A 23,155-nucleotide genomic window follows, 5' to 3' on the forward strand; every position below is an offset into this window, starting at 1 on the left:
TGCGCCGAAATGTCAATTGATTTGTGCAAAAACCAGTCTCAGCCAAAACAAATTTTGGATTCAACGAGTCATCACGGTTAAGATGGCGGGGATTCTATCAGTATTTTTTTTTCAATGCTAATACTTATCTGCCTTGAATCCGACTTTCCTTCATCTATTAGGTCAGATTAACCAAGTATTGCATATTTTTGAGGTGTTTGTGAGTAAACGTCTACTCAAGTCTGGCATGATCGTCAGCGCGATGACTTTAATTTCTCGTGTGCTTGGTTTAGTCCGCGATGTGGTCGTTGCCAATTTAATGGGCGCAGGGGCGAGTGCCGATGTGTTTTTCTTTGCCAATAAAATCCCGAACTTCCTGCGTCGTTTGTTTGCGGAAGGGGCTTTTTCACAGGCCTTTGTACCGGTATTAACTGAAAACTACGCCCAAGGCGATATGGATAAAACCCGTCAACTTATTGCTCGGGCGGCGGGGACACTTGGTGTGATTGTCTCTATTGTGACGTTGCTGGGGGTTTTAGGTTCTGGCGTTGTCACTGCTTTATTTGGCTTTGGCTGGTTTTTAGATTGGCTTAACGGTGGTCCTTCTGCTGAAAAGTTTGAGTTGGCGAGCTTCATGCTCAAAATTACCTTTCCTTATTTATGGTTCATCACCTTTGTCGCACTCTCTGGGGCGATACTCAACACCTTAGGTAAATTTGCTGTCTCGTCATTTACGCCGGTTTTCCTAAACGTAATGATCATTTTTTCGGCTTGGTTTATCGCTCCACAGTTGTCGCAGCCTGAGATTGGTTTGGCGATTGGGGTTTTTCTGGGCGGTTTAGTACAGTTCCTGTTTCAAATTCCGTTTCTAATCAAAGCGGGTGTGATGGTGAAACCTCAATGGGGGTGGCGCGATCCGGGTGTAGTGAAAATACGTACCCTGATGATCCCGGCGTTATTTGGCGTTTCGGTTAGCCAAATTAACTTACTGCTTGATACGTTTATTGCCAGCTTCTTGCAAACCGGCTCAATCAGTTGGTTGTACTACTCTGATCGTCTACTGGAGTTTCCATTAGGCCTATTTGGCATCGCGATTGCGACAGTAATCCTACCGGCTTTATCCCGTAAACACGTTGATGCGCATAGCGAAGGCTTTGCTAGCACCATGGATTGGGGGGTGCGCATGGTTATCTTACTGGGTTTACCCGCTATGCTAGGTTTAATGGTGCTGGCAAAACCGATGCTGATGGTGCTGTTTATGCGGGGGGAATTTTCTCCCCATGATGTTCAGCAAGCATCACTCTCATTGTTTGCCTATGCCTCGGGTCTTTTAAACTTTATGTTGATTAAGGTGTTAGCGCCTGGCTATTACTCGCGACAAGATACCAAGACGCCAGTGAAATACGGCATTATCGCAATGAGCACCAATATGGTGTTTAACGCGATTTTTGCTTATTTCTATGGTTACGTAGGACTTGCAATGGCAACGGCTCTGTCTGCCTTGGTCAACATGGCGTTGCTATATAGAGGACTACATCTGCAAGGTGTTTATCAGATCAGCAAGAAAACCTTATTTTTCATCGCTCGTCTGGTGATTGCTGGTGGTGCAATGGTGGCGGCGATTGTGTGGCAACTAGAAGAAATCGATGTTTGGCTAGCATGGAGCTTTGTTGAACGAGTGATGGCGCTAACCATGCTGATCGGCCTAGGTGCGACGGTTTATCTGGTTTGTCTACTGGTACTAGGTGTGCGCCTTAAAGATTTAAAAGCAGCGACAGAGTAGCTGCGCTTGGTATATAATCCGTCGGTTTCACGTCGTGCAAATTGAAAAGGCAGTAAGCAACTCCCAATGGAATTGATTCGAGGCATTCACAACATTCAGCCGCACCATCAAGGGTGTGTGCTTACCATAGGAAACTTTGATGGCGTCCATCTTGGTCATCAGGCAGTACTTGAACAAGTCTCCCTGCAAGCCAAGGCGTTAGATCTACCTTCAATGGTGATGACGTTTGAACCTCAGCCTTTGGAATTGTTTGCCAAAGACAAAGCGCCGGCGCGTTTAACTCGATTGAGAGACAAGTTTGTTCAACTGAATAAGTTGGATATCGATCGTTTGCTCTGCGTTAGTTTTAATACTTATTTTGCCAGCTTAACGGCAGATGAATTTATTACTGACTTGTTGGTCAAGCGATTGGGTGTTAAGTTTCTCGTCATTGGTGATGATTTTTGTTTCGGCCGTGGCCGCAAAGGTGACTTTGCGATGCTGCAACAAGCCGGAAAACGCTACGGCTTTGACGTCGTCAGTACGCAGAGTTTTTGTTTGCAGCAACTGCGTGTTAGCAGTACTGCAATTCGCAATGCCCTCGCGCAAGATGATTTACCAGCCGCCGCACAAATGTTGGGGCGTGATTACAGTATTAGTGGCCGTGTTTCACATGGCCGCAAGCTGGGGAGAACGATCGGTTTTCCTACGGCAAATATCCCTCTAAAACGTTGTGTCTCACCTGTTTCAGGTGTGTATGTTGTACAGGCGTTAGGGCTTGGAGAACAAGCGATAGGAGGGGTGGCGAATATTGGCCAAAGACCAACAGTCAATGGCGTTCGTCAGCAACTGGAAGTACACTTATTTGACTTCCAGGCCAATTTATATGGCAAACAACTAGAAATAGTACTTTTGCAAAAGCTTCGTGATGAACATAAATTTGAGTCATTCGATGCTTTAAAACAGCAAATTGAATTGGATGCTGAGGCAGCAAGGGTGTGGCTGCGTCAGTTTAAGCGTTAATCGGTTTATTCCACCGTTAACCATAATGTCTAACTTTCGCCCAATACAACGGAATTAAGAATCGATGAGTGAGTATAAAGATACCCTGAACCTACCTGATACAGGGTTCCCAATGCGTGGTAATCTGGCCAATCGTGAGCCAGAAATGCTTGAGCGTTGGTATAAAGAAGATCTTTACGGTGAAATCCGTAAAGCGAAGAAAGGCAAAAAATCTTTCGTATTACACGATGGCCCTCCATACGCTAACGGTGATATTCACATTGGCCACGCGCTAAACAAGATTCTTAAAGACATTATTATTAAATCCAAAACGCTTTCGGGTTTTGATGCGCCGTACGTTCCAGGTTGGGACTGTCACGGTCTACCTATCGAATTGATGGTAGAAAAGAAAGTCGGCAAACCAGGCCAAAAAGTAACGGCAGCAGAATTCCGTGAAAAATGTCGCGAATATGCAGCCGGTCAAGTTGAAGGTCAAAAAGAGAGCTTCAAACGTCTTGGTATCATGGGCGAGTGGGACAAACCATACCGCACGATGGATTTTGCTACAGAAGCAAACATCATTCGCGCATTAGGTAAGATTGCTGATAAAGGCCATCTACTAAAAGGTTTCAAACCTGTTCACTGGTGTACAGACTGTGGTTCGGCATTGGCTGAAGCAGAAGTAGAGTACAAAGATAAAGTATCACCATCTATCGATGTGAAATTTGCAGCGACGGATGAAGCGGCTGTACTGGCTAAGTTTGCACTAGCGGATGGTCATGCCGGTGAAGGTGAGCTTTCAATCGTTATCTGGACAACCACGCCATGGACTCTGCCAGCAAACCGCGCAGTATGTCTACGTGATGATCTAGAGTACGCACTGATTCAAGTTGAAGCGAATGGCGAACAGCCTGCGCAACGTATCATCGTCGCTTCTGAGCTGGCGAAAGATGCAATTGATCGTGCGGGTATCGAGCATTTCCATAACCTTGGTTTTGCGAAAGGTGCTGATCTTGAGTTGCTACAATTCAACCACCCATTCTACGATTTTACCGTTCCAGCGATCCTTGGCGATCACGTAACGACTGAATCAGGTACGGGCGTGGTTCATACTGCACCTGGCCACGGTCAAGAAGACTTCGTGGTTGGTCAAAAGTACGGTCTAGAAGTGGCAAACCCAGTTGGTTCAAACGGCGTTTACCTACCAGATACTCCGCTATTTGCTGGTCAACACGTTTTCAAAGCGAACGATTCAGTGCTTGAAGTGCTTAAAGAAAAAGGCGCGCTACTGCATCACCACGCTTACGAGCACAGCTACCCACACTGCTGGCGCCATAAAACGCCAATCATCTTCCGTGCAACACCACAATGGTTCATTTCAATGGATCAAGCTGGCCTACGTGCAAAAGCACTAGAGTCAATCAAAGGTGTTCAGTGGATGCCTGAATGGGGCCAAAGCCGTATCGAAGGTATGATTGAAGGTCGTCCTGAGTGGTGTATCTCTCGTCAACGTACTTGGGGTGTGCCAATTGCTCTATTCGTTCATAAAGAGACCGCAGAGCTACACCCTAATTCACTAGAGCTCATTGAAAAAGTAGCACAGCTAGTGGAAGAAAAAGGCATTCAAGCTTGGTGGGATGTTGATGCTGCTGAACTGATGGGCGCTGATGACGCTGCAAACTACGAAAAAGTGCTTGATACACTAGACGTATGGTTTGACTCAGGTGTAACACACTATGCCGTTGTTGATGCTCGTGAAGAGTTCAATGGCCACAGTGCGGATCTTTACCTAGAAGGTTCTGACCAACACCGTGGTTGGTTCCAATCTTCTCTAATTTCATCTATCGCGATGAAAGACGTTGCGCCATACAAACAAGTACTAACGCACGGCTTCGTGGTTGATGGTCACGGCCGTAAGATGTCTAAATCTATCGGTAACGTTGTGGCACCAAAAGATGTGACCAACAAACTAGGCGCAGACATTCTACGTCTATGGGTTGCTTCAACAGACTACACTGGCGAAGTTGCGGTTTCTGATGAAATCCTAAAACGTTCTGCAGATGCGTACCGTCGTATCCGTAACACAGCACGTTTCTTCCTAGCAAACCTAAACGGTTTCAACCCAGAAACCGATCTAGTACCCGCTGAAGAAATGGTGGCATTGGATCGTTGGGCAGTAGGTCGTGCTCTAGCGGCTCAAGAAGAGATTGTGAAAGCATACGAAGAGTACAACACACATGGTGTAACTCAGCGTCTAATGCAATTCTGTTCAATCGAAATGGGTTCATTCTACCTAGACGTAATTAAAGACCGTCAGTACACAGCGAAACGTGGTGGTCATGCCCAACGTAGCTGTCAAACTGCGCTTTACTACATCGTAGAAGCACTTGTTCGTTGGATGGCACCAATCATGTCGTTCACTGCAGATGAAATCTGGAATGAAATGCCAGGTCAACGCGATAAGTTTGTCTTCACTGGCGAATGGTTCGATGGTCTATTCGGTCTTACTGAAAACGAAGAGCTGAACAACGAATTCTGGGCAGAAATCCAAGCGGTTCGTGGCAGCGTGAACAAGCTTCTAGAAGCTGCACGTAGCGAGAAAGTGATTGGTGGCGCACTACAAGCTGAGATCACTCTGTTTGCTGATGAAGCGCTAGCGGCGAAGATCAATAAGCTAGAAGATGAACTACGTTTTGTTCTACTAACGTCAAAAGCGGCTGTTAAACCTCTATCTGAGAAGACAGAAGCGGCGAAAGAAACTGACATCGAAGGCCTATTGGTTGAAGTTGCAGCTTCAGAAGGCGAGAAGTGTGACCGTTGTTGGCACCACACTGCTGACGTAGGCACTATCGCAGGACACGAGACAATTTGTGGCCGCTGTGTGACCAACGTTGATGGTGAAGGCGAAGTACGTAAGTTTGCGTAATCTCGCTTTAGCGATTGAACTTTATTAGAAATTTATAGCCCCAGTATTTGCTGGGGTTATTTTTAACTGTAGTGTCTCGTTCATGATTTTATAGGAACTTTAATGAGTAACATTCCACTAAAACAATCAGGCGTACGTTGGCTTTGGCTTGCTGTCGTAATCTTTGTGGCAGACATTGCTATCAAGTTGTTTGTTATGGATAACATGGGTTATGGCTGGGCAAATCGAGTTGAGGTGTTGCCTTTCTTTAATTTTCTCTATGTCCATAACTACGGTGCGGCTTTTAGTTTTCTAAGCGATCAAGCTGGATGGCAGCGCTGGTTCTTTACCGCGATCGCCTTTGTTGTGACCGCGATGCTGACGTACTGGATGAGCAAACTACCCGCGAAAGAGAAATGGAACAATATTGCCTACGCGATGATCATTGGTGGCGCAGTCGGTAATGTGTTCGATCGTATCGTGCATGGTTTTGTGGTCGATTATCTTGATTTCTTCTGGGGTGATTATCATTGGCCCGCTTTTAATCTTGCTGATAGCACAATTTGTATTGGCGCGGCGATGATTATTCTTGATGGCTTTCGCAACAAAGATAAACAAACCGCTCAATAGAGCAAATATTGAATAACCCTAAGCGCTGTCTGTTGATTTGGACGGCGCTTTTTCATTTAATAGACGTCTCTATTTGTTTTGAAGTATTCCCCTTCGCAGCATAACAATGACAAGGAAGCAGTCTCGTGACGATAATCGCTCAACAATCGGCAGTAACATTGCACTTTACGATTAAAATGAAAGATGGCTCAGTAGCCGACAGCACTTACAATATGGGCAAGCCGGCTAAGTTAGTCATTGGTGATGGTAGCTTGAGTGAGAATTTTGAGCAGTGTTTATTTGGCTTACAAACTGGCGATAAAAAAGCGATAGATTTACCCGCTGCTGATGCTTTTGGTATGCCAAATCCAGATAATATTCACTACATGGATCGCAGCAAATTTGTTGGTGATGCTGAAGTGGAAGTGGGAACAATAATGGCGTTTAGTGGCCGCGATGGGATGGAAATCCCTGGTATTATTACCGATATCGCTGGCGATTCGGTCACCGTTGACTTTAATCACCCCTTAGCAGGACAAGATGTGACTTTTGAAGTCGAAATTTTGTCAGTAGAATAACGCCCCAAGAAGATAACAATTCCATGAGCAATGAAATGAAAATCCTATTAGCCAACCCACGTGGTTTTTGTGCGGGTGTTGATCGCGCGATTAGTATCGTTGAGCGCGCTTTAGAACTTTACCAGCCGCCAATTTATGTACGTCATGAAGTGGTACATAATCGCTTTGTGGTGGAAGGCTTAAAACAGCGTGGCGCGATCTTTGTTGAAGAACTTAGCGAAGTGCCAGATGACAACATCGTCATTTTTTCAGCTCATGGCGTATCACAAGCCGTTCGTCAGGAAGCAAAAGAGCGCGCATTAACCGTCTTTGATGCGACTTGCCCATTGGTGACAAAAGTTCATATGGAAGTTGCACGTGCCAGCCGTAAACATATGGAAGTGGTGTTGATTGGTCATGCTGGTCACCCTGAAGTTGAAGGTACGATGGGACAGTACTCTAGCTTTGAAGGTGGCATGTACTTGGTTGAAAAGCCGCAAGATGTCGAAAGATTATTAAGCTTAGTCAAAGACCCAAGCGAGCTGCACTATGTCAGTCAAACCACCTTATCGGTGGATGAAACGGCCGATGTCATTATGGAACTACGCCGAGTATTTCCTGAGATTCAAGGCCCGCGCAAAGATGATATTTGCTATGCGACGCAAAACCGTCAAGACGCAGTACGTGAAATGGCCGGTGATGTTGATGTGGTGATTGTAGTTGGTTCGAAAAACTCATCAAACTCAACGCGATTAAAAGAGCTGGCGGAAAAACTCGGCACACCGGGTTACTTAACCGATTGTCCTGAAGATATCGATAGTGCTTGGTTTGATGGTAAACACAAAGTCGGTGTTACCGCAGGTGCTTCAGCGCCAGAAGAGCTAGTGAACAAAATTCTGGAACGTATCAAAGAATTGGTTGGTACGCGCTCGGTTGAAGAAGTGTCGGGCCGCGAAGAGAACATGTTCTTTGAAGTGCCTAAAGAGCTGCAAATCAAATTAGTTGATTAGTCGCTCAGTGAAATAGATATAAACAAAAGGCTCCCGAGGGAGCCTTTTGTATTGATAAGCCAAACGTTGTTAATTTTCTAGATCGGTAACTTACGCCGTTTTTGTTTCTGCAGTGGTCGTTGAGTCTTCGTCAGCTAGGTCTTTATCGCCTTTTCCTTTCGAAATCTTAATCACATAAACCATTGCCGCTAGGGCAAATATCACACCAGAGATAGTTGAGATTTGCATTGGTAGGCCAAAGCCTAGCGTGCTGTTGTTCAAGATAAAGGTTGCACACACCGCAGTCATAAATACGGCTGGAATGGTGGTGATCCAATGTAGCTTGTTGTAACGCAGTAGGTAAGCCGACGCTGTCCATAGCATCATGACGGCTGTGGTTTGGTTAGCAAAACCGAAGTAGCGCCAGATGATGCCGAAGTCCACTTGGGTCAACACGCCACCGACAACAAACAGAGGCACAGCCATCAATAGGCGGTTACGCAGTGTTTTTTGTTCCATGTTGAAGTATTCAGCTAGGATCAAACGGCTTGAACGAAATGCCGTGTCGCCAGATGTGATAGGTAAAATGACCACGCCTAGGAAGGCAATGATACCGCCAAACACACCCAGTAAGCCAAATGAAGCGCTGTAAACGACATTGCCCGGGCCACCATTTGCGACGGCTTCTTGCAGAGACTCTAGAGAACCGAAGAAAGAAAGTGCAACCGCACACCAAATTAGAGCGATGATACCTTCGCCAATCATCGCTCCGTAGAAAACAAAGCGACCATTTTTTTCATTTTCCATACAACGCGCCATCAGTGGTGACTGAGTGGCGTGGAAGCCAGAAATTGCACCACAAGCAATGGTGATAAACAAGGCTGGCCAAATTGGCATGTCATTTGGGTTGAGGTTAGTGAACATGTCCGTCACTTCAAAGCCACCCAAAATATGATGTTCACTTGAGAATGCCACTGCGCTGATTAAGCCAATCGACATAAAGATCAGCAGAGCGCCAAAGAGCGGGTAAAAACGACCAATAATTTTATCAACCGGAACAATCGTTGCCAGAATGTAGTAGGCAAAAATGATCACAACCATGGTAGTCATGCTGACATTCAAGCTGGTCTGTTCATTGATAAGGTTGGTGATCATTCCAGCAGGCGCTGATACAAAAACCACACCGACAAGAAGCAGCAAAACAATGGCAAAAATGTTCATAAAATGTTTGGCGCCATTGCCTAGGTAACGACCTGTGATGGTTGGAACAGAAGCACCACCGTTGCGAATAGAAAGCATGCCAGAGAAATAGTCGTGTACGGCACCTGCGAAAATACAACCGATCACAATCCATAGCATTGCAGCAGGGCCGTAGAGTGCGCCCATGATTGGACCAAAGATTGGACCTACGCCTGCGATGTTAAGTAACTGAACCAGATAGACCTTAGGGGTCGACATTGGTACATAGTCTACGCCGTCGGTTTTGGTATGCGCTGGGGTTTTGCGCTGTTCATTGATACCAAATACTTTCTCAACGAAAGCGCCATAAATAAAGTAGCCGCCGATCAATGCAGCGACACAGGATAAAAACCACAACATAAATTCTGTCCCTTGGGTATTGGATTCATGGTCGATAATAAACAACGCTTAGGCGAGAAACATCCGCTTTTACCTTGAGTGGTCATATGGGGATTTAAGTGGTTCTGGTTGGTATTAAGTGGTTTTATTGTTGCTCATCACTCACCATCAGTGGTCATCGATAGTGATTAGTGGTTACACTAGAGCAAGGAAAGAACAATAAGGAAAAACAATGAGAAAGCTAATGGCAGTGGCACTACTTACCATTCTGGCTGGCTGTGCCAGTTCAGTGGAGCAGTTGGCTAAAACGGGTGATTGGTATCAAGTGGGTTATCAAGATGGTGTGAGCGGTAACACCGAGCGTTCATTCTCAGATTTAGCCAAACTGGGCGAGGCAAACCAAGCGGATTATACCCAAGGTTATTTAACGGGTGTAGAAGAGTATTGTAATCCCAATTTTGCTTACCAAATTGGTCTGTCTGGCCAATATTATGAAGGTGTTTGTGAAGGCACTGAAGATGCACAGAAATTTCGTATGGAATGGCAACGAGGCTGGAACGATCAGCAAAATAGCTATTAAGCCAATGACATATGCGTTGCTGTCACGCCATGACAGCAATGAAAAGGCTTGGTTATCCAAGCCTTTATTATTTTAGCGGTTTAGTTTTAGCGGTTTAGTTTTTTTTCCTGGGTAATCTAGCCGCTTTACTTATCGGCATAGTAAAGCACACCTAATGAAGCTAATTGGCTTGCTCCAGTCACTTCAGGCAAATTACTTGGTAAGTTATGCATACGTCGTTGTGCTAACCAAGCAAAAGCCATCGCTTCCATATTGTCACTATCGACCCCTTTATCTTCGGTGGAAGCGACGCGCCAGTTAGGCAACAATTCAATTAAGCGCTGCATCAGTAGAGGATTGCGTACACCGCCGCCACAGACTAATAACTCAGGCTGTTCACCGTGCGTATAACGCGACACATCGTTAGCAATCGTCACCGCGGTGTACTCACATAAGGTGCGCTGTACATCTTGTGTCGATAAGGTGTGTGTAGTGAGTTTTTTCTCTAACCACGGTAGATTAAACAGTTCACGGCCGGTACTTTTTGGTGCTTGGCGCGCAAAATAATCTTCATTGAGTAGATCATCTAGTAATGGCTGATTGATGACACCTTGCAGGGCAAATAAAGCATCATTATCGTATTTATCCCCGCGATGTTTTTGTATCCACGCGTCCATTAGCATGTTGCCTGGGCCCGTATCGTAGCCAATCACTTTTTGATTAGGGCGCAGTACCGAGATATTGGCAATCCCACCAATGTTTAACACCACCACACTCGAATTCGTTGATTCAAATAAGCACTGATGAAAGGCTGGCACCAGCGGAGCACCTTGGCCGCCGAGCGCCATATCTTTACGGCGGAAATCGGCGACAGTATCAATACCTGTTTGAGCGGCAATGATATTGGCATCACCAAGCTGCATAGTAAAAGGCGCATCACCTTCTGGCCTATGGTAGACCGTTTGGCCATGATTACCGATAGCAGTAATACTTTCGGCACTGCAGTTCGCGCTTGCCAATAGCGCATTGACGGCGTCAGCGAAGAGGTGGCCGAGCAAATGATCCAGTTCGCCAATTTCTGCCAAGCTGGTCGGTTGGCCGATACAAATATTCAACAGACGCTGCTTGAGCGACTCGGGCATCGGAAAATCATGCGCCGCCAATAGCTGAATTTGGTTGCCTTCGATTTCGACCAGTGCGGTGTCGACACCGTCCATGCTGGTGCCTGACATCACACCAATAAAGCGTTGTTTTGTATTCATATCCAATTTTTACCAATAGGGTGACATATCCATTGTAAACCGAGAACAATCAGAATAACCTCGAAACCATAGCGAAAATCGACCGCAATCAGGAGAAATTATGGGTCCGTTATGGCTGGATGTAGCAGGGTATGAGTTAACTGCCGAAGATAAAGAGATTTTACAGCACCCAACCGTTGGGGGCGTGATTCTGTTTTCGCGTAATTATCACGATAATCAACAGTTGTTGGCACTCAATACCGCCATCCGTAAAGCGGCAAAACGCCCAATTCTGATTGGTGTTGATCAAGAAGGCGGGCGCGTACAACGATTCCGTGAAGGTTTTTCCCGCATCCCGGCGGCGAAATTGTTTGGTGAGCAAGCTCAAGGCGAGCAATTAGCTGAGTTAGGTGGCTGGTTAATGGCGGCGGAACTGATCGCGCATGATATCGATTTGAGTTTTGCGCCAGTACTGGACAAAGGCCACGATTGCCGAGCGATTGGCGACCGCGCTTTTGGCGATGATGTTGATAGCATCTTACGCTACAGCAGTGCGTTTATGCGCGGTATGAAGGCGGTTGGTATGGCTACGACCGGTAAGCATTTCCCTGGTCATGGGGGCGTGTTGGCCGACTCGCATTTGGAAACGCCCTATGATGAGCGTGATACCATTCTTGCAAAGGATATGGCGATCTTTAAAGCCCAAATTGAAGCGGGCACGCTTGATGCGATGATGCCGGCACATGTTATTTACTCGCATTATGATGATCAGCCCGCTAGCGGTTCGTCATTTTGGCTTAAACAAGTACTGCGCGAGCAGCTGGGTTTTAAAGGCATTATCTTCTCTGACGACCTCAATATGGAAGGCGCTGCTATCATGGGTGGCCCGGCGGAACGCTCCCATCAAGCGCTGGTGGCGGGTTGTGACATGCTACTGCTATGTAACAATCGCGACCAACAGATTGAAGTACTCGATAACTTACCGATCATGGAAACCCCACAAGCATTGGGTCTAATGAAGAAAAAGAACTTTTCTTTGAGTGAACTGCAAAGTAGTGAGAAGTGGCGTCAAGCCTCAGAAGCGATGAAGCGCATGCTTGAGGGTGAATAAGGGATAAACCCAGAGTGAAAGAGCCACATTATGTGGCTCTTTTTGATCGCAGCAGACGCGATAGATGGAGAAGCATTAGAGCATTTGGATCATGATGATCTTTTTACTCATCATGATCCAAACGCTGTTTACTGAAAGCCTAAACGCTCTTTGAGCGGCTTTAAGTAACGGCGGCTAACAGGAATGGGCTGCTGGCTATGAGTTAAGATTTCGGCTAAGCCATTTTCCAGCAGTTTGATTTCTTTGATTGCTTTAACGTTCACTAAATACTGGCGGTGACAGCGCACTAAAGGCGTTTTTTCTTCCAGTATTTTAAGCGTTAACTGGCTAGTGGCTGACTGCTGTGGAGTTTGTACATGCACGCCACTGATATCACTGTAGGCAAACTCAATCTCATGGGTGGGGATAATCATGATGCGGTTCAGGCCAATACAAGGGACTTGATCAAGGCTTTGTGGCGCAATGGCACTGACTGGTTGTAGATTTTGTGGGCCAGACATGAACTGTCCGGACTTGATGAGTCGTTGTACGGTTTTCGCCAATCTTTGCGTATCAACGGGTTTGAGCAGGTAGTCGAAAGCATTGTCTTCAAACGCTTGTACAGCAAATTCATCATAAGCCGTCACGAAGACCACATATGGCATGGTGTCAGGGTCAAGCATGCCTAACAACTCAATGCCGGTAATTTGTGGCATTTGAATGTCGAGAAACACCACATCGGGTTTGAGCTGATTGATTTTTTTTAGTCCTTCAATGGCATTGCTAGCTTGGCCGATAACCTCGATTTGTCCCGTTTCTTCTAACAGTTCCGTAAGCTCTTCGCGAGCAAATAATTCATCATCTATCACAAGTGCAGATAGCATGGTTAATCCTTAACAATCATCATTAGGAATGAGAAAGCTCATTCGCGTGTATTGGTTCGCTTTCACATCAATTTTTAGGTCACTGATCTGGCCAAATTTATTGGTCAGTCGTTTGGCGACAATTTGCATACCTAAACCTGCATGTTCACTTTGTGGCGTGAGGTAACTACCCGCATTGTCTTCGACGATAATGCGTTGACCTTGTGCTTCTGGTTGGCTGTAAATTCGAATTACTCCACCTTCAAGTAAATTCGAAATACCGTGTTTGATGGCGTTTTCTACTAATGGTTGCAGAGTAAAGGTCGGTAATTTACGTTGTAGCAAGCTTGAGTCGATATCAATTTCCACTTCTAAACGGTCGGTAAAGCGCGCTTTTTCAATCGTTAAATAAGCATTCACATGGGCCAACTCATCTTTCAGTGTTACCGCCTCAATATTCTGCTTTAAGTTACTACGAAAAAATTGCGACAGGTGCTGAATCAGTTCACGCGCTTTGGAGGGATCTCTACGCACCACGGCACTGATGGTATTAAGAGCATTAAACAAAAAATGTGGATTCACTTGCGCGTGCAATAATTTGATTTCGGCTTGGGCGAGCAGGGATTGCTTTTGCTGATAATCACCATAGAGAATTTGGCTAGAGAGTAATTGCGCGATTCCTTCTGCCATTGCCATGTTGATAGTGGAAAACAGCTTACGTTTTGGTTCGTAGAGTTTGATCGTGCCAATCACTTTATCTCCCGCTCGTAGCGGGATGATTAATGCGGAGCCTAATTTACACTCCGCTGAGAGCGAGCATTGATAATGCCTTTCTTTGCCATCGAGATAAATAATGTCGTTTTGTTCAATGGCATCCAAAGTGCTTTGTGAGGAGATAGGGGTTTCAGGTCGATGATGATCGTCACCAATACCAACAAAGGCGAGAATTTTGCTGGTGTCGGTGATAGAGACAGCACCAACCTTGGTTTCTTCGTAAACTACGCGTGCAATCTTTTCCGCATTGGCGCTATTAAAGCCAGAGGCAAGAATACCGACAGAACGTTCGGCAATATTCAACGCACGACGAGAGAAGCTGGCGGAATACTCTTCAAAGATGGTTTTTCTATCTTGTAGAATACTCATGAACAGCGCAGCACCGATTGAATTGGCGATGATCATCGGTGCAGCGATGGCAGAAACCAAGACGTAAGCCTGATCAAACGGTTTTGCGACCAGAAGCAAAATCGCCATCTGTACCAGTTCAGCAAAAAGAGTAATCGCAAATACAATGCTGGGGCTAAACAGCAAGGTACCTTTGCCGCGCCGTAATAAATAAGTATGCAGTAAGCCGCCAATCAAACCTTCGGCGGTGGTGGAAATCGCGCAGGCAAGATCGGTAAAACCACCGAGAGAGTAGCGATGTAATCCACCGGTTAGACCGACAAAAAAGCCCACTACTGGCCCACCAAACAATCCGCCCATCACGGCACCAATCGCGCGAGTATTGGCGATAGCATCATTGATTTGTAAACCGAAATAGGTACCGAGGATACAGAACAACGAAAAAACTATGTAGATAGTGAGCTTGTGGCTAAAACGGTGAGATATATTCAGTAGTGGCAAAAAGATGGGGGTTTTACTGAGCATATAAGCCAGCACTAAGTAGACACACATCTGTTGTAATAATGATAGGATGAGATCCATATCGTCAAGCCTGTATTCCATTCCAATAGTTCAATATTTTAATCAAGAACGGCAATAGAGAATACAGGCCAAGCGATAAAAGACCTCTTGGATAGCGAAAAGAATGGCTGTAAACTTGGATTTACAATGGTGTTTTTTATTGTTTACGGTTGAAATTTAGTCTTATCCTGTTAGTTTAGATGTAGAGTTAAATCTTGAGCAAATGGATTGCTAGAGTGTAAATTATAATATACAGGTAGTGGTTATGCAAAAAAGTGAATTGAGTAACGTTAATATTAGTGACGAGCAAGTGCTAATTACCCCAGAGGCGCTGAAAGCAAAGTTACCTTTAAGTGATAATGCCCGTCGTTTTATTCAACAATCACGTCAAACGGTTGCCGACATTATTCATAAAAAAGATCACCGTTTATTGGTGGTATGCGGCCCGTGTTCTATTCACGATATTGAAGCAGCAAAGGATTATGCTCGTCGCCTCAAAGCACTCTCTGAAGAGTTGAGTGATCAACTGTATATTGTTATGCGCGTTTACTTTGAAAAACCACGTACAACCGTTGGTTGGAAGGGGTTAATCAATGATCCTCATTTGGACGGCAGTTTTGATATTGAACATGGACTGCATATTGGCCGTGAACTATTGGTCGAACTCGCCGAAATGGAAATCCCGCTAGCGACCGAAGCGCTTGATCCTATTAGCCCGCAATACTTATCCGATACCTTTAGTTGGGCGGCGATTGGTGCTCGCACTACCGAGTCGCAAACGCACCGTGAAATGGCCAGTGGTCTTTCGATGCCGATTGGTTTTAAAAATGGTACAGATGGTAGCCTTTCTACTGCAATTAATGCCATGCAAGCCGCTTCTTCAAGTCACCGTTTTATGGGGATTAACCGTGAAGGGCAAGTCGCACTTTTGACCACGCAAGGTAACCCAAACGGCCATGTTATTTTACGTGGTGGTAAACAAACCAATTACGACTCAGTCTCTGTCACAGAGTGTGAGCAAGATATGGCAAAAATGGGTTTGGATGCGTCATTGATGGTCGATTGTAGCCATGCAAATTCACGTAAAGATTACCGCCGTCAGCCGTTAGTCGCTGAGGATGTGATTCACCAAATTCGCGAAGGTAATCAATCGATTATTGGTGTGATGATTGAAAGCCACATCAATGAGGGCAGTCAGTCTTCAGATTTGCCATTGAATGAGATGGAGTATGGCGTTTCAATTACCGATGCATGTATCAATTGGTCAGCAACTGAGGCACTATTAAAACATGCCCACAGTGAGTTGGTGCCATTTTTACAAGACCGCTTAAAAGGTTAATTGAGCTAGATAGGGACATTCATGGCTGAACAGTTAAATGCACTGCGCGATCAGATAGATGCAGTCGACAAGCAAATATTAAACTTACTGGCAGAGCGCTTGGCGCTGGTAGAAAAAGTCGGTGAAGTAAAAAGCGAGCACGGTTTACCGATTTACGCGCCGGATCGCGAAGCGGCGATGTTAGCTTCGCGACGTGCAGAAGCGGATAAGATTGGTGTGCCACCGCAACTGATCGAAGATATTTTGCGCCGCACCATGCGTGAGTCTTACGCGAGTGAAAAGGACTCAGGTTTTAAATGTTTAAACCCAGAGTTACGTTCGGTGGTGATTGTCGGTGGTAAAGGTCAATTAGGTGGTCTGTTTGGCCGTATGTTTACGCTTTCTGGTTACCAAGTCAAAGTCCTTGGTAGTCAAGATTGGCATCGCGCTGAGGAGATCCTTGATGGTGCAGGTTTGGTGGTGGTCACGGTCCCTATTCACCTTACTGAAGGTGTGATTGAGAAATTATCGACATTGCCAGAAGATTGCATTTTGTGCGATCTCACCTCCATTAAAACCAAGCCACTGCAAGCAATGCTTAATGTTCATCGAGGTCCAGTGGTTGGCTTGCACCCAATGTTTGGCCCTGATGTTCCAAGCCTAGCGAAGCAGGTCATCGTTTATTGTGATGGTCGAGGAGAAGAGCACTACCAATGGCTACTCAAGCAGTTCTCTATTTGGGGGGCAAGCTTGTGTCAAATAGAGGCGAGTGAACATGACCACGGTATGACGCTGATTCAAGCGCTGCGCCACTTCACTTCGTTTGCTTATGGCCGACATTTAAGTCGTGAAAATCCTAATATTGATAAGCTGTTACAACTTAGCTCACCGATTTATCGTTTAGAGTTGGCGATGGTTGGGCGTCTCTTTGCTCAAGATCCAAACCTATACGGTGACATTATTTTTTCTTCTGAGCAGAATATCGAGATGATCAAACGTTTCCACCGCAGTTTTGGTGAAGCCGTCGAGATTTTAGAAGGGGGCGATAAACAAGCCTTTATTGAAAGTTTTGATAAGGTCAGCGATTGGTTCGGTGATTATTCACAGCAGTTTATGCATGAAAGTCAGAACTTGCTTAAGCAAGCCAATGACTCAATTCATCGTGGTTAAACCCAATTAAAAAAAGCAGCCGATGGCTGCTTTTTTAGCTTATTTTCTGCTTGCTACATCGCCAGTTAAATTACTGACGGTTTCCACTGCAAGATCATTTGGTGGATTGTTGGTCAGGTTAACTTGCAAGCGCACATTATCATCAATTAATTTAACCAATGGTGCCCATTTAATGCTTTTCTCTTTTTCAAATAGAGAGTTAAAGTTATCCGGTGTCCAATCCATGGTGTTCTTCGGGTTGATTGAGCGGCCTAAAAAGCGCGTTTCATAATGCAAGTGTGGGCCGGTTGAGTTGCCGGAGTTGCCGCAGTTGGCAATCACATCCCCTTTCGAGACAAACTGACCACTTTTGACGTTGAAGTTTTTTAGGTGGGCATAAGAGGTCATAAAACCAAATGAGTGACGCAAGGTAAGGTAGTTGCCATAACCTTTGTTGCTTGGTCTTACTGTCTCGATGACGCCATCGGCAGGGGCGATGATTGGCGTGCCCATCTTACAAGTTAAATCGATACCGGTATGGGTATGGCGTTTACCTGAAATAGGGTTGGTACGGCGACCATAGGATGACGAAATGCGTTGGTAATCGAGAGGTGACTCATTAGGGATCATACGAAACATGGTCGCGCGTACGGCGGAATCAACCGCAGCAGCATCTAAGCGATCTTCGATATTGGCTTCATCGAGTTCTTCTTCTCGTGCTAAACCCAGTACCGACTCTACATCGTAGACGCGTTTTCCTAGCATATGCAGCTGGCTACGTTTCTCTTCTAACTCTTGGGAGAGGGAGTGAGAGGCATCAACTTGTTCCGCATAGAGCTGATCTAATGTTGCGTTTTCAGCTTGGCTTTGCTGCAACTGTAGCGACAATGCCTCGATATGTTCTTGTTTGTGAGAGATGTAACCTGCGACGCCCCCCATTACGGCAAATATAGCCACTAAGGAAGCGATTAGAGATTTTCTACCGATAGAGAAGTGTTGTACCTCTTTACTTGTAGGGATGCTAATAATTATTTTGTTCGACATACAACTTTGTTAGGAGTACTCACCTAAATCGGATAAGTGCTCTATTTCACGATGAAGTAATTCATCATCTCCCACATTCAGTTCAACCATGCGTTTAATATGGCCAATGCTTTCAATATCAATATGCTCAATCGTGACACGAATGAGATCTTGAACAACGCCAACAATCTTTCCTTGTAGTTGGATAGTGATATCACTATCGGTCAACTGAAACTGTATAGAGATCGGGGTTAATGGATCTAACGATGTGTGATCTGGACAAGCCAGTAACAATCCATGGAGTGATAGGTCTTTTACATTCGACTCTACTCGAGTGTGGCCTTGAGTCACAACCGCTAGGGCTTGGTATACGATGCGTGAAAATCGACGACGTTCTATCATGCTGAGCTCTCTTGATCTGTTTTTTATAGCTTAACAGATTAAATATTCTAGCTCGGTGGAAATATCCAAACTTAGTGATCAGGCTCGATTTTGATGAAACGGCATTTTAACCGTATACAATAAAGGCCGCTATGATAGCGGCCTTTGAACAAAATTCAAGCGGCTTCTCTGCCGGACCAATAGGTCATACTTAATCAGCTAACGTCATGAACGCGCTCAAAAAGTGATTACTTAGATATACGCTTGTATTTGATGCGATGAGGTTCAGCGGCTTCAGGGCCCAAGGTTTTCTTCAACCAATCCATGTACTCAGAGTAGTTACCTTCATAGAAGTTAACTTGGCCTTCATCACGGTAGTCAAGAATATGGGTCGCAATACGGTCAAGGAACCAACGGTCGTGCGAGATAACCATGGCACAACCTGGGAACTCAAGCAGTGCTTCTTCAAGTGCACGCAGTGTCTCAACGTCTAGATCGTTGGTTGGTTCATCGAGTAGTAATACGTTACCACCCGCTTTAAGCAGTTTTGCTAGGTGGACACGGTTACGCTCACCACCAGACAATTCGCCGATGATCTTCTGTTGGTCTGAACCTTTGAAGTTAAAGCGAGAACAGTAAGCACGCGCAGGAATTTCGAAGTTGTTGATCTTAAGAATATCAGCGCCTTCTGAGATTTCTTGGAAAACGGTCTTCTTGTCGTCCATGCTGTCACGGAACTGATCAACAGAGGCCAGTTTTACCGTCTCACCCAGTTCAATTGAACCTGAATCTGGTTGCTCTGTGCCACTTAGCATCTTGAATAGGGTGGATTTACCCGCACCGTTGGCACCGACGATACCAACGATAGCTCCTTTCGGCATGCTGAATGATAGGTCGTCAATCAGTACACGGCCATCAAATGACTTAGTCAGGTTGTTTACTTCAAGAACCTTATCACCTAAACGTTCACCTGGCGGGATGAACAATTCGTTGGTTTCATTACGTTTCTGGTGATCGCTGTTTTGTAGCTCTTCAAAGCGAGCCATACGCGCTTTAGACTTCGCTTGGCGACCTTTAGGGTTCTTACGTACCCATTCCAGTTCTTTCTCGATGGTTTTTTGACGAGCGCTTTCTTGAGATGACTCTTGTTGTAGACGTGCATCTTTCTGCTCTAGCCATGAGGTGTAGTTACCTTGCCATGGAATACCTTCACCACGGTCAAGTTCTAGAATCCAGCCAGCTGCGTTATCTAGGAAGTAACGGTCGTGCGTGATTGCCACAACAGTACCGGTGTAATCAACAAGGAAGCGTTCAAGCCAAGCAACTGATTCCGCATCCAAGTGGTTGGTTGGTTCGTCAAGCAGCAACATGTCTGGCTTTTCTAGTAGCAGGCGACAAATTGCAACACGGCGACGCTCACCACCAGAGAGGTTCGCAATTTTTGCATCCCATTCAGGCAGGCGTAGTGCGTTCGCTGCACGCTCAAGAGCGTTCTCTAGATTGTGACCATCTTTTGCTTGAATCAGTGCTTCTAGCTCACCTTGCTCTTTTGCAAGTGCATCGAAGTCAGCATCTGGTTCAGCGTAAGCCGCGTATACCGCATCAAGACGAGTCAGTGCACCAGCAACATCACCAACCGCTTCTTCAACGATTTCGCGTACCGTTTTTGATTCATCAAGAACGGGTTCTTGTGGCAAGTAGCCTACGTTGAGACCTGGTTGAGGGCGAGCTTCACCATCGATATCGGTATCGATACCGGCCATGATGCGTAGCAAGGTTGATTTACCTGCACCGTTTAGGCCAAGAACACCAATTTTTGCACCAGGGAAGAAGCTTAGAGAAATGTCTTTTAGAATTTGACGCTTCGGTGGCACAATCTTGCTCACCCGCGACATGGTATATACGTATTCAGCCATTGCCGATCGTTCCTAAATTGCTTTACACATAAACGGCTATTTTACACCAACCAATCTAGGTTTGTTACCTATGATCTTCATTGGCTTCAGGAAATGAAGTGTCAGTAGGATTTACCTAATATTGATGTACGATTCATTAAATGTGTCACACTTAGGTGAAATAATTTTTGTTTACACCTATATGCTTTACAGAACTTAGTAGAATAGTCCTAATAGCATTTCAATATATCGTTTCTCATCAGGACGAGAAGACATGACAACCAAATTTATTAAAACGTTGTATCGCCTTCCTTCATCGTTGATCGCCGTATCAACGATGCTATACAGCGTAAATGGGCTCGCAGCTAGCCCTTCTTATTTAGAAGAACAGCGCGCACTTTACGATCAAGCACAGCAGTTGCTCGATAATAAGCAGGTCGACCAATACCAAGCAATGCGGTCAAAGATCGCTCAGTACCCACTAACTCCTTATGTGGATTATCGCACCTTGTTAGCCACGTTGGATGAGCAGTCACCACAACAGGTTGAACGGTTTATTGAGCAACATAAGAGCTTTCCATTTTCGAGCCGCATTCGAGCGCCTTATATTGATATGCTTGCACGTAAACAGCAGTGGCAGACATTACTTGAGTTTCAAGCTGATCTGCCACGCGGTGAGCAATATCAATGTCATTACTATAATGCCCAATATCAAACGGGTAATCAGGCTTTGGCCTTTAAAGGTGCGGAAGATCTATGGCTACATGGACGCAGTATTTCTGATGCGTGTGATCCGTTGTTTAAAGCTTGGCAAAAAGCAGGCCTGCGTAGTGATGAGCAAATATTGAATCGCATGTTGTTGGCCTTTGATGCGCGCAATGGTGGGTTATTAAAATACCTGGCGAAAGAACTGCAATCAAAACAGTCACAACAACAAGCGCAGCAAATGATTGCTTTGTTTAATCAACCTGAAAATGTTGCCGCGTTTGCCAAAAAACAGCCCGCCAATACTTTTTATCGCAAGCAAAGTGAAATGGCTCTGCAAAAACTCGCTCGTAAAAATGTAGAGCAAGCGCAGCAAGCCTGGGCGACAGTGGTTGATGGGCAAAAATTGACGCCGCCGCAAGCGCAGAAATTGGCAGATTATATCGCTCTGCGCTTAGTGAATAGCACCGATTCTGCGGAGCTTATTTCGTGGCGTGATCAACAGATTGCGATCTCAAGTAGTATCAAACTTAAAGAGCGTCGTATTCGTTTAGCGATTCAAGAGGCCGATTGGTCTGGCATTGCGGATTGGATTGCCACACTGCCTGAGGAGCAAGCGAATAATTTACGCTGGCAATACTGGTTGGGCCGATCTGAAATGGCGACAGGCGCCAAGGCGCAAGGTGAGCGCCGTTTAGAGGCGATACTGGGTGAACGTAACTTCTATAGTGTTGCGGCGGCAGAGCAACTTAACCGCGCAGTGGTGTACCCACAGACGAGTCTAGCTTTACAGCGCTCGCTGGTTAAGCCTTTTAATGCCAGTTTAGAACGAATTGGAGAGTTGATTGCGCGCGATAAAATAGCAGCAGCGAAAAGTGAGTGGCGCCATTTACTTAACCGCGCGACGCCAGAGCAAAAGCAGATGCTTGCCGCTTATGCGGCACAAAAGCGTTGGCATCATTTGACGGTTACCGCGACGATTCAAGCCAAAATGTGGGGTAATTTAGCCTTACGCTTCCCATTGGCACATCGCTGGTGGTTTGATTTTTATGGTGAAAAACACAGCGTTGATCCGGTGACGTTGATGTCACTTGCTCGTCAAGAAAGTGCCATGGACATTGAAGCGAAATCACCCGTGGGTGCTCGTGGGGTGATGCAAATTATGCCTGCGACAGCGAAATACACCGCGCGGAAATATGATTTAGGCTATGCCGGCGTGGATGATTTATACAAGGTTGGCAAAAATATTGAAATTGGCAGTCGCTACCTGCAGAGCCTGCTTGAGAAGTACGATAACAATCGAATTTTCGCTTTTGCTGCGTATAATGCAGGGCCTGGAAGAGTGAAAACGTGGCGCGGACGAACACAAGAAAAATTAGATGCTTATGCATTTATAGAAGCGATCCCGTTCAATGAGACTCGAGGTTATGTACAAAACATCTTGATGTTTGAAACATACTACCGAGGCCTGCTAAAGCAAGATGGCGTCTTCCTCCATGAGAATGAATTGAATACTAAGTATTAAGCGAGCGGCAAATCATGTCATTACAACCCGAGTATAAAGAGTGGCAACAAATCTTAGATTTGGTGAAGCACAGTAGCGATACCGGTCAACATGAAATGTTATTGACCATGTTGTTGACCCCAGATGAAAGAGAAGCTCTAGTGGCGAGAGTGAACATTTTCCGCGAACTGCTTAAAGGTGATCTTTCCCAACGTCAAATCAGCCAATTACTTGGTGTTGGTGTGGCGACCATTACTCGTGGTTCTAATGAACTTAAATCGAAAAGTAGTGAAGAAAAGCAGGCTATCGCCGATTTGCTGAAAGGCTCGTCGCTTTAAATTGAGATTGATTAACGAAAAGGTG

General features: G+C 45.5%; 19 protein-coding genes. 12 read left to right on the forward strand and 7 right to left on the reverse strand.

What is annotated here, in order from left to right:
* Positions 1–199: 199 nt before the first annotated feature.
* The 6 genes from murJ to ispH all read left to right on the forward strand — a co-directional run bounded on the left by murJ (position 200) and on the right by ispH (position 7,824).
* Positions 200–1,762 carry a murein biosynthesis integral membrane protein MurJ gene (murJ, locus tag RH88_RS11715; RefSeq protein ID WP_005596136.1) on the forward strand — a complete coding sequence of 521 codons (1,563 nt, stop codon included), beginning with the start codon at positions 200–202 and terminating at the stop codon, positions 1,760–1,762.
* 66 nt (positions 1,763–1,828) lie between these two features.
* Positions 1,829–2,764 (forward strand): bifunctional riboflavin kinase/FAD synthetase, encoded by a 936-nt coding sequence (gene ribF / locus RH88_RS11720; RefSeq protein WP_005596138.1) that lies wholly within the window; start codon positions 1,829–1,831, stop codon positions 2,762–2,764.
* Between the two features lie 64 nt (positions 2,765–2,828).
* A complete protein-coding gene (gene ileS, locus RH88_RS11725) occupies positions 2,829–5,669 on the forward strand; it encodes an isoleucine--tRNA ligase (protein WP_005596140.1) in 2,841 nt (946 codons plus the stop codon).
* Positions 5,670–5,771: 102 nt separating this feature from the next.
* Positions 5,772–6,278, forward strand: a complete 507-nt coding sequence (gene lspA / locus RH88_RS11730) for a signal peptidase II (RefSeq protein WP_005596142.1) — start codon at positions 5,772–5,774, stop codon at positions 6,276–6,278.
* Between the two features lie 125 nt (positions 6,279–6,403).
* The gene (gene fkpB / locus RH88_RS11735) at positions 6,404–6,835 is read left to right on the forward strand and encodes an FKBP-type peptidyl-prolyl cis-trans isomerase (RefSeq protein ID WP_005596145.1); all 432 of its coding nucleotides are present in this window, start codon (positions 6,404–6,406) and stop codon (positions 6,833–6,835) included.
* Positions 6,836–6,858: 23 nt separating this feature from the next.
* Positions 6,859–7,824: a 4-hydroxy-3-methylbut-2-enyl diphosphate reductase gene (ispH, locus tag RH88_RS11740; RefSeq protein ID WP_005596147.1), complete on the forward strand. Its 966-nt coding sequence runs from the start codon at positions 6,859–6,861 to the stop codon at positions 7,822–7,824.
* A gap of 90 nt (positions 7,825–7,914) precedes the next feature.
* On the opposite strand, the gene RH88_RS11745 is transcribed toward ispH, so the two are convergent.
* Positions 7,915–9,402, reverse strand: a complete 1,488-nt coding sequence (locus tag RH88_RS11745) for a carbon starvation CstA family protein (protein WP_005596148.1) — start codon at positions 9,400–9,402, stop codon at positions 7,915–7,917.
* A gap of 211 nt (positions 9,403–9,613) precedes the next feature.
* Between RH88_RS11745 and RH88_RS11750 the strand changes: the two genes are divergently transcribed.
* Positions 9,614–9,961 (forward strand): DUF2799 domain-containing protein, encoded by a 348-nt coding sequence (locus tag RH88_RS11750; protein WP_040757943.1) that lies wholly within the window; start codon positions 9,614–9,616, stop codon positions 9,959–9,961.
* Positions 9,962–10,086: 125 nt separating this feature from the next.
* Here RH88_RS11750 and RH88_RS11755 read toward each other — a convergent pair whose 3' ends face one another.
* Positions 10,087–11,202 carry an anhydro-N-acetylmuramic acid kinase gene (locus RH88_RS11755; protein WP_005596153.1) on the reverse strand — a complete coding sequence of 372 codons (1,116 nt, stop codon included), beginning with the start codon at positions 11,200–11,202 and terminating at the stop codon, positions 10,087–10,089.
* Positions 11,203–11,302: 100 nt separating this feature from the next.
* Between RH88_RS11755 and nagZ the strand changes: the two genes are divergently transcribed.
* Positions 11,303–12,292: a beta-N-acetylhexosaminidase gene (nagZ, locus tag RH88_RS11760; RefSeq protein WP_005596154.1), complete on the forward strand. Its 990-nt coding sequence runs from the start codon at positions 11,303–11,305 to the stop codon at positions 12,290–12,292.
* Positions 12,293–12,420: 128 nt separating this feature from the next.
* On the opposite strand, the gene btsR is transcribed toward nagZ, so the two are convergent.
* On the reverse strand, positions 12,421–13,155 hold the full coding sequence (btsR, locus tag RH88_RS11765; protein ID WP_005596158.1) for a two-component system response regulator BtsR: 735 nt from the start codon (positions 13,153–13,155) through the stop codon (positions 12,421–12,423).
* Positions 13,156–13,164: 9 nt separating this feature from the next.
* Complete coding sequence (locus tag RH88_RS11770) at positions 13,165–14,838, reverse strand: sensor histidine kinase (protein WP_005596160.1); 1,674 nt, start codon at positions 14,836–14,838, stop codon at positions 13,165–13,167.
* Between the two features lie 244 nt (positions 14,839–15,082).
* On the opposite strand from RH88_RS11770, the gene RH88_RS11775 reads away from it, so the two are divergent.
* On the forward strand, positions 15,083–16,156 hold the full coding sequence (locus RH88_RS11775; protein ID WP_005596162.1) for a 3-deoxy-7-phosphoheptulonate synthase: 1,074 nt from the start codon (positions 15,083–15,085) through the stop codon (positions 16,154–16,156).
* Positions 16,157–16,177: 21 nt separating this feature from the next.
* Positions 16,178–17,305 (forward strand): bifunctional chorismate mutase/prephenate dehydrogenase, encoded by a 1,128-nt coding sequence (gene tyrA, locus RH88_RS11780; RefSeq protein WP_005596164.1) that lies wholly within the window; start codon positions 16,178–16,180, stop codon positions 17,303–17,305.
* Between the two features lie 39 nt (positions 17,306–17,344).
* Here tyrA and RH88_RS11785 read toward each other — a convergent pair whose 3' ends face one another.
* From RH88_RS11785 to ettA, 3 genes are all read right to left on the reverse strand, one after another.
* On the reverse strand, positions 17,345–18,328 hold the full coding sequence (locus RH88_RS11785) for a M23 family metallopeptidase (RefSeq protein ID WP_040757944.1): 984 nt from the start codon (positions 18,326–18,328) through the stop codon (positions 17,345–17,347).
* A 9-nt stretch (positions 18,329–18,337) separates the two neighbouring features.
* Positions 18,338–18,709 carry a PilZ domain-containing protein gene (locus RH88_RS11790; protein ID WP_005596168.1) on the reverse strand — a complete coding sequence of 124 codons (372 nt, stop codon included), beginning with the start codon at positions 18,707–18,709 and terminating at the stop codon, positions 18,338–18,340.
* 227 nt (positions 18,710–18,936) lie between these two features.
* A complete protein-coding gene (ettA, locus tag RH88_RS11795) occupies positions 18,937–20,604 on the reverse strand; it encodes an energy-dependent translational throttle protein EttA (RefSeq protein WP_005596169.1) in 1,668 nt (555 codons plus the stop codon).
* Positions 20,605–20,857: 253 nt separating this feature from the next.
* On the opposite strand from ettA, the gene sltY reads away from it, so the two are divergent.
* Both sltY and trpR read left to right on the forward strand, forming a co-directional pair.
* Complete coding sequence (sltY, locus tag RH88_RS11800) at positions 20,858–22,813, forward strand: murein transglycosylase (protein WP_005596171.1); 1,956 nt, start codon at positions 20,858–20,860, stop codon at positions 22,811–22,813.
* A gap of 14 nt (positions 22,814–22,827) precedes the next feature.
* A complete protein-coding gene (gene trpR / locus RH88_RS11805) occupies positions 22,828–23,130 on the forward strand; it encodes a trp operon repressor (RefSeq protein ID WP_005596173.1) in 303 nt (100 codons plus the stop codon).
* The last annotated feature ends 25 nt before the right edge of the window (positions 23,131–23,155 follow it).

Origin of the sequence: Vibrio scophthalmi LMG 19158 (assembly GCF_000222585.1) — a bacterium.
Taxonomy (GTDB): Bacteria; Pseudomonadota; Gammaproteobacteria; order Enterobacterales; family Vibrionaceae; genus Vibrio; species Vibrio scophthalmi.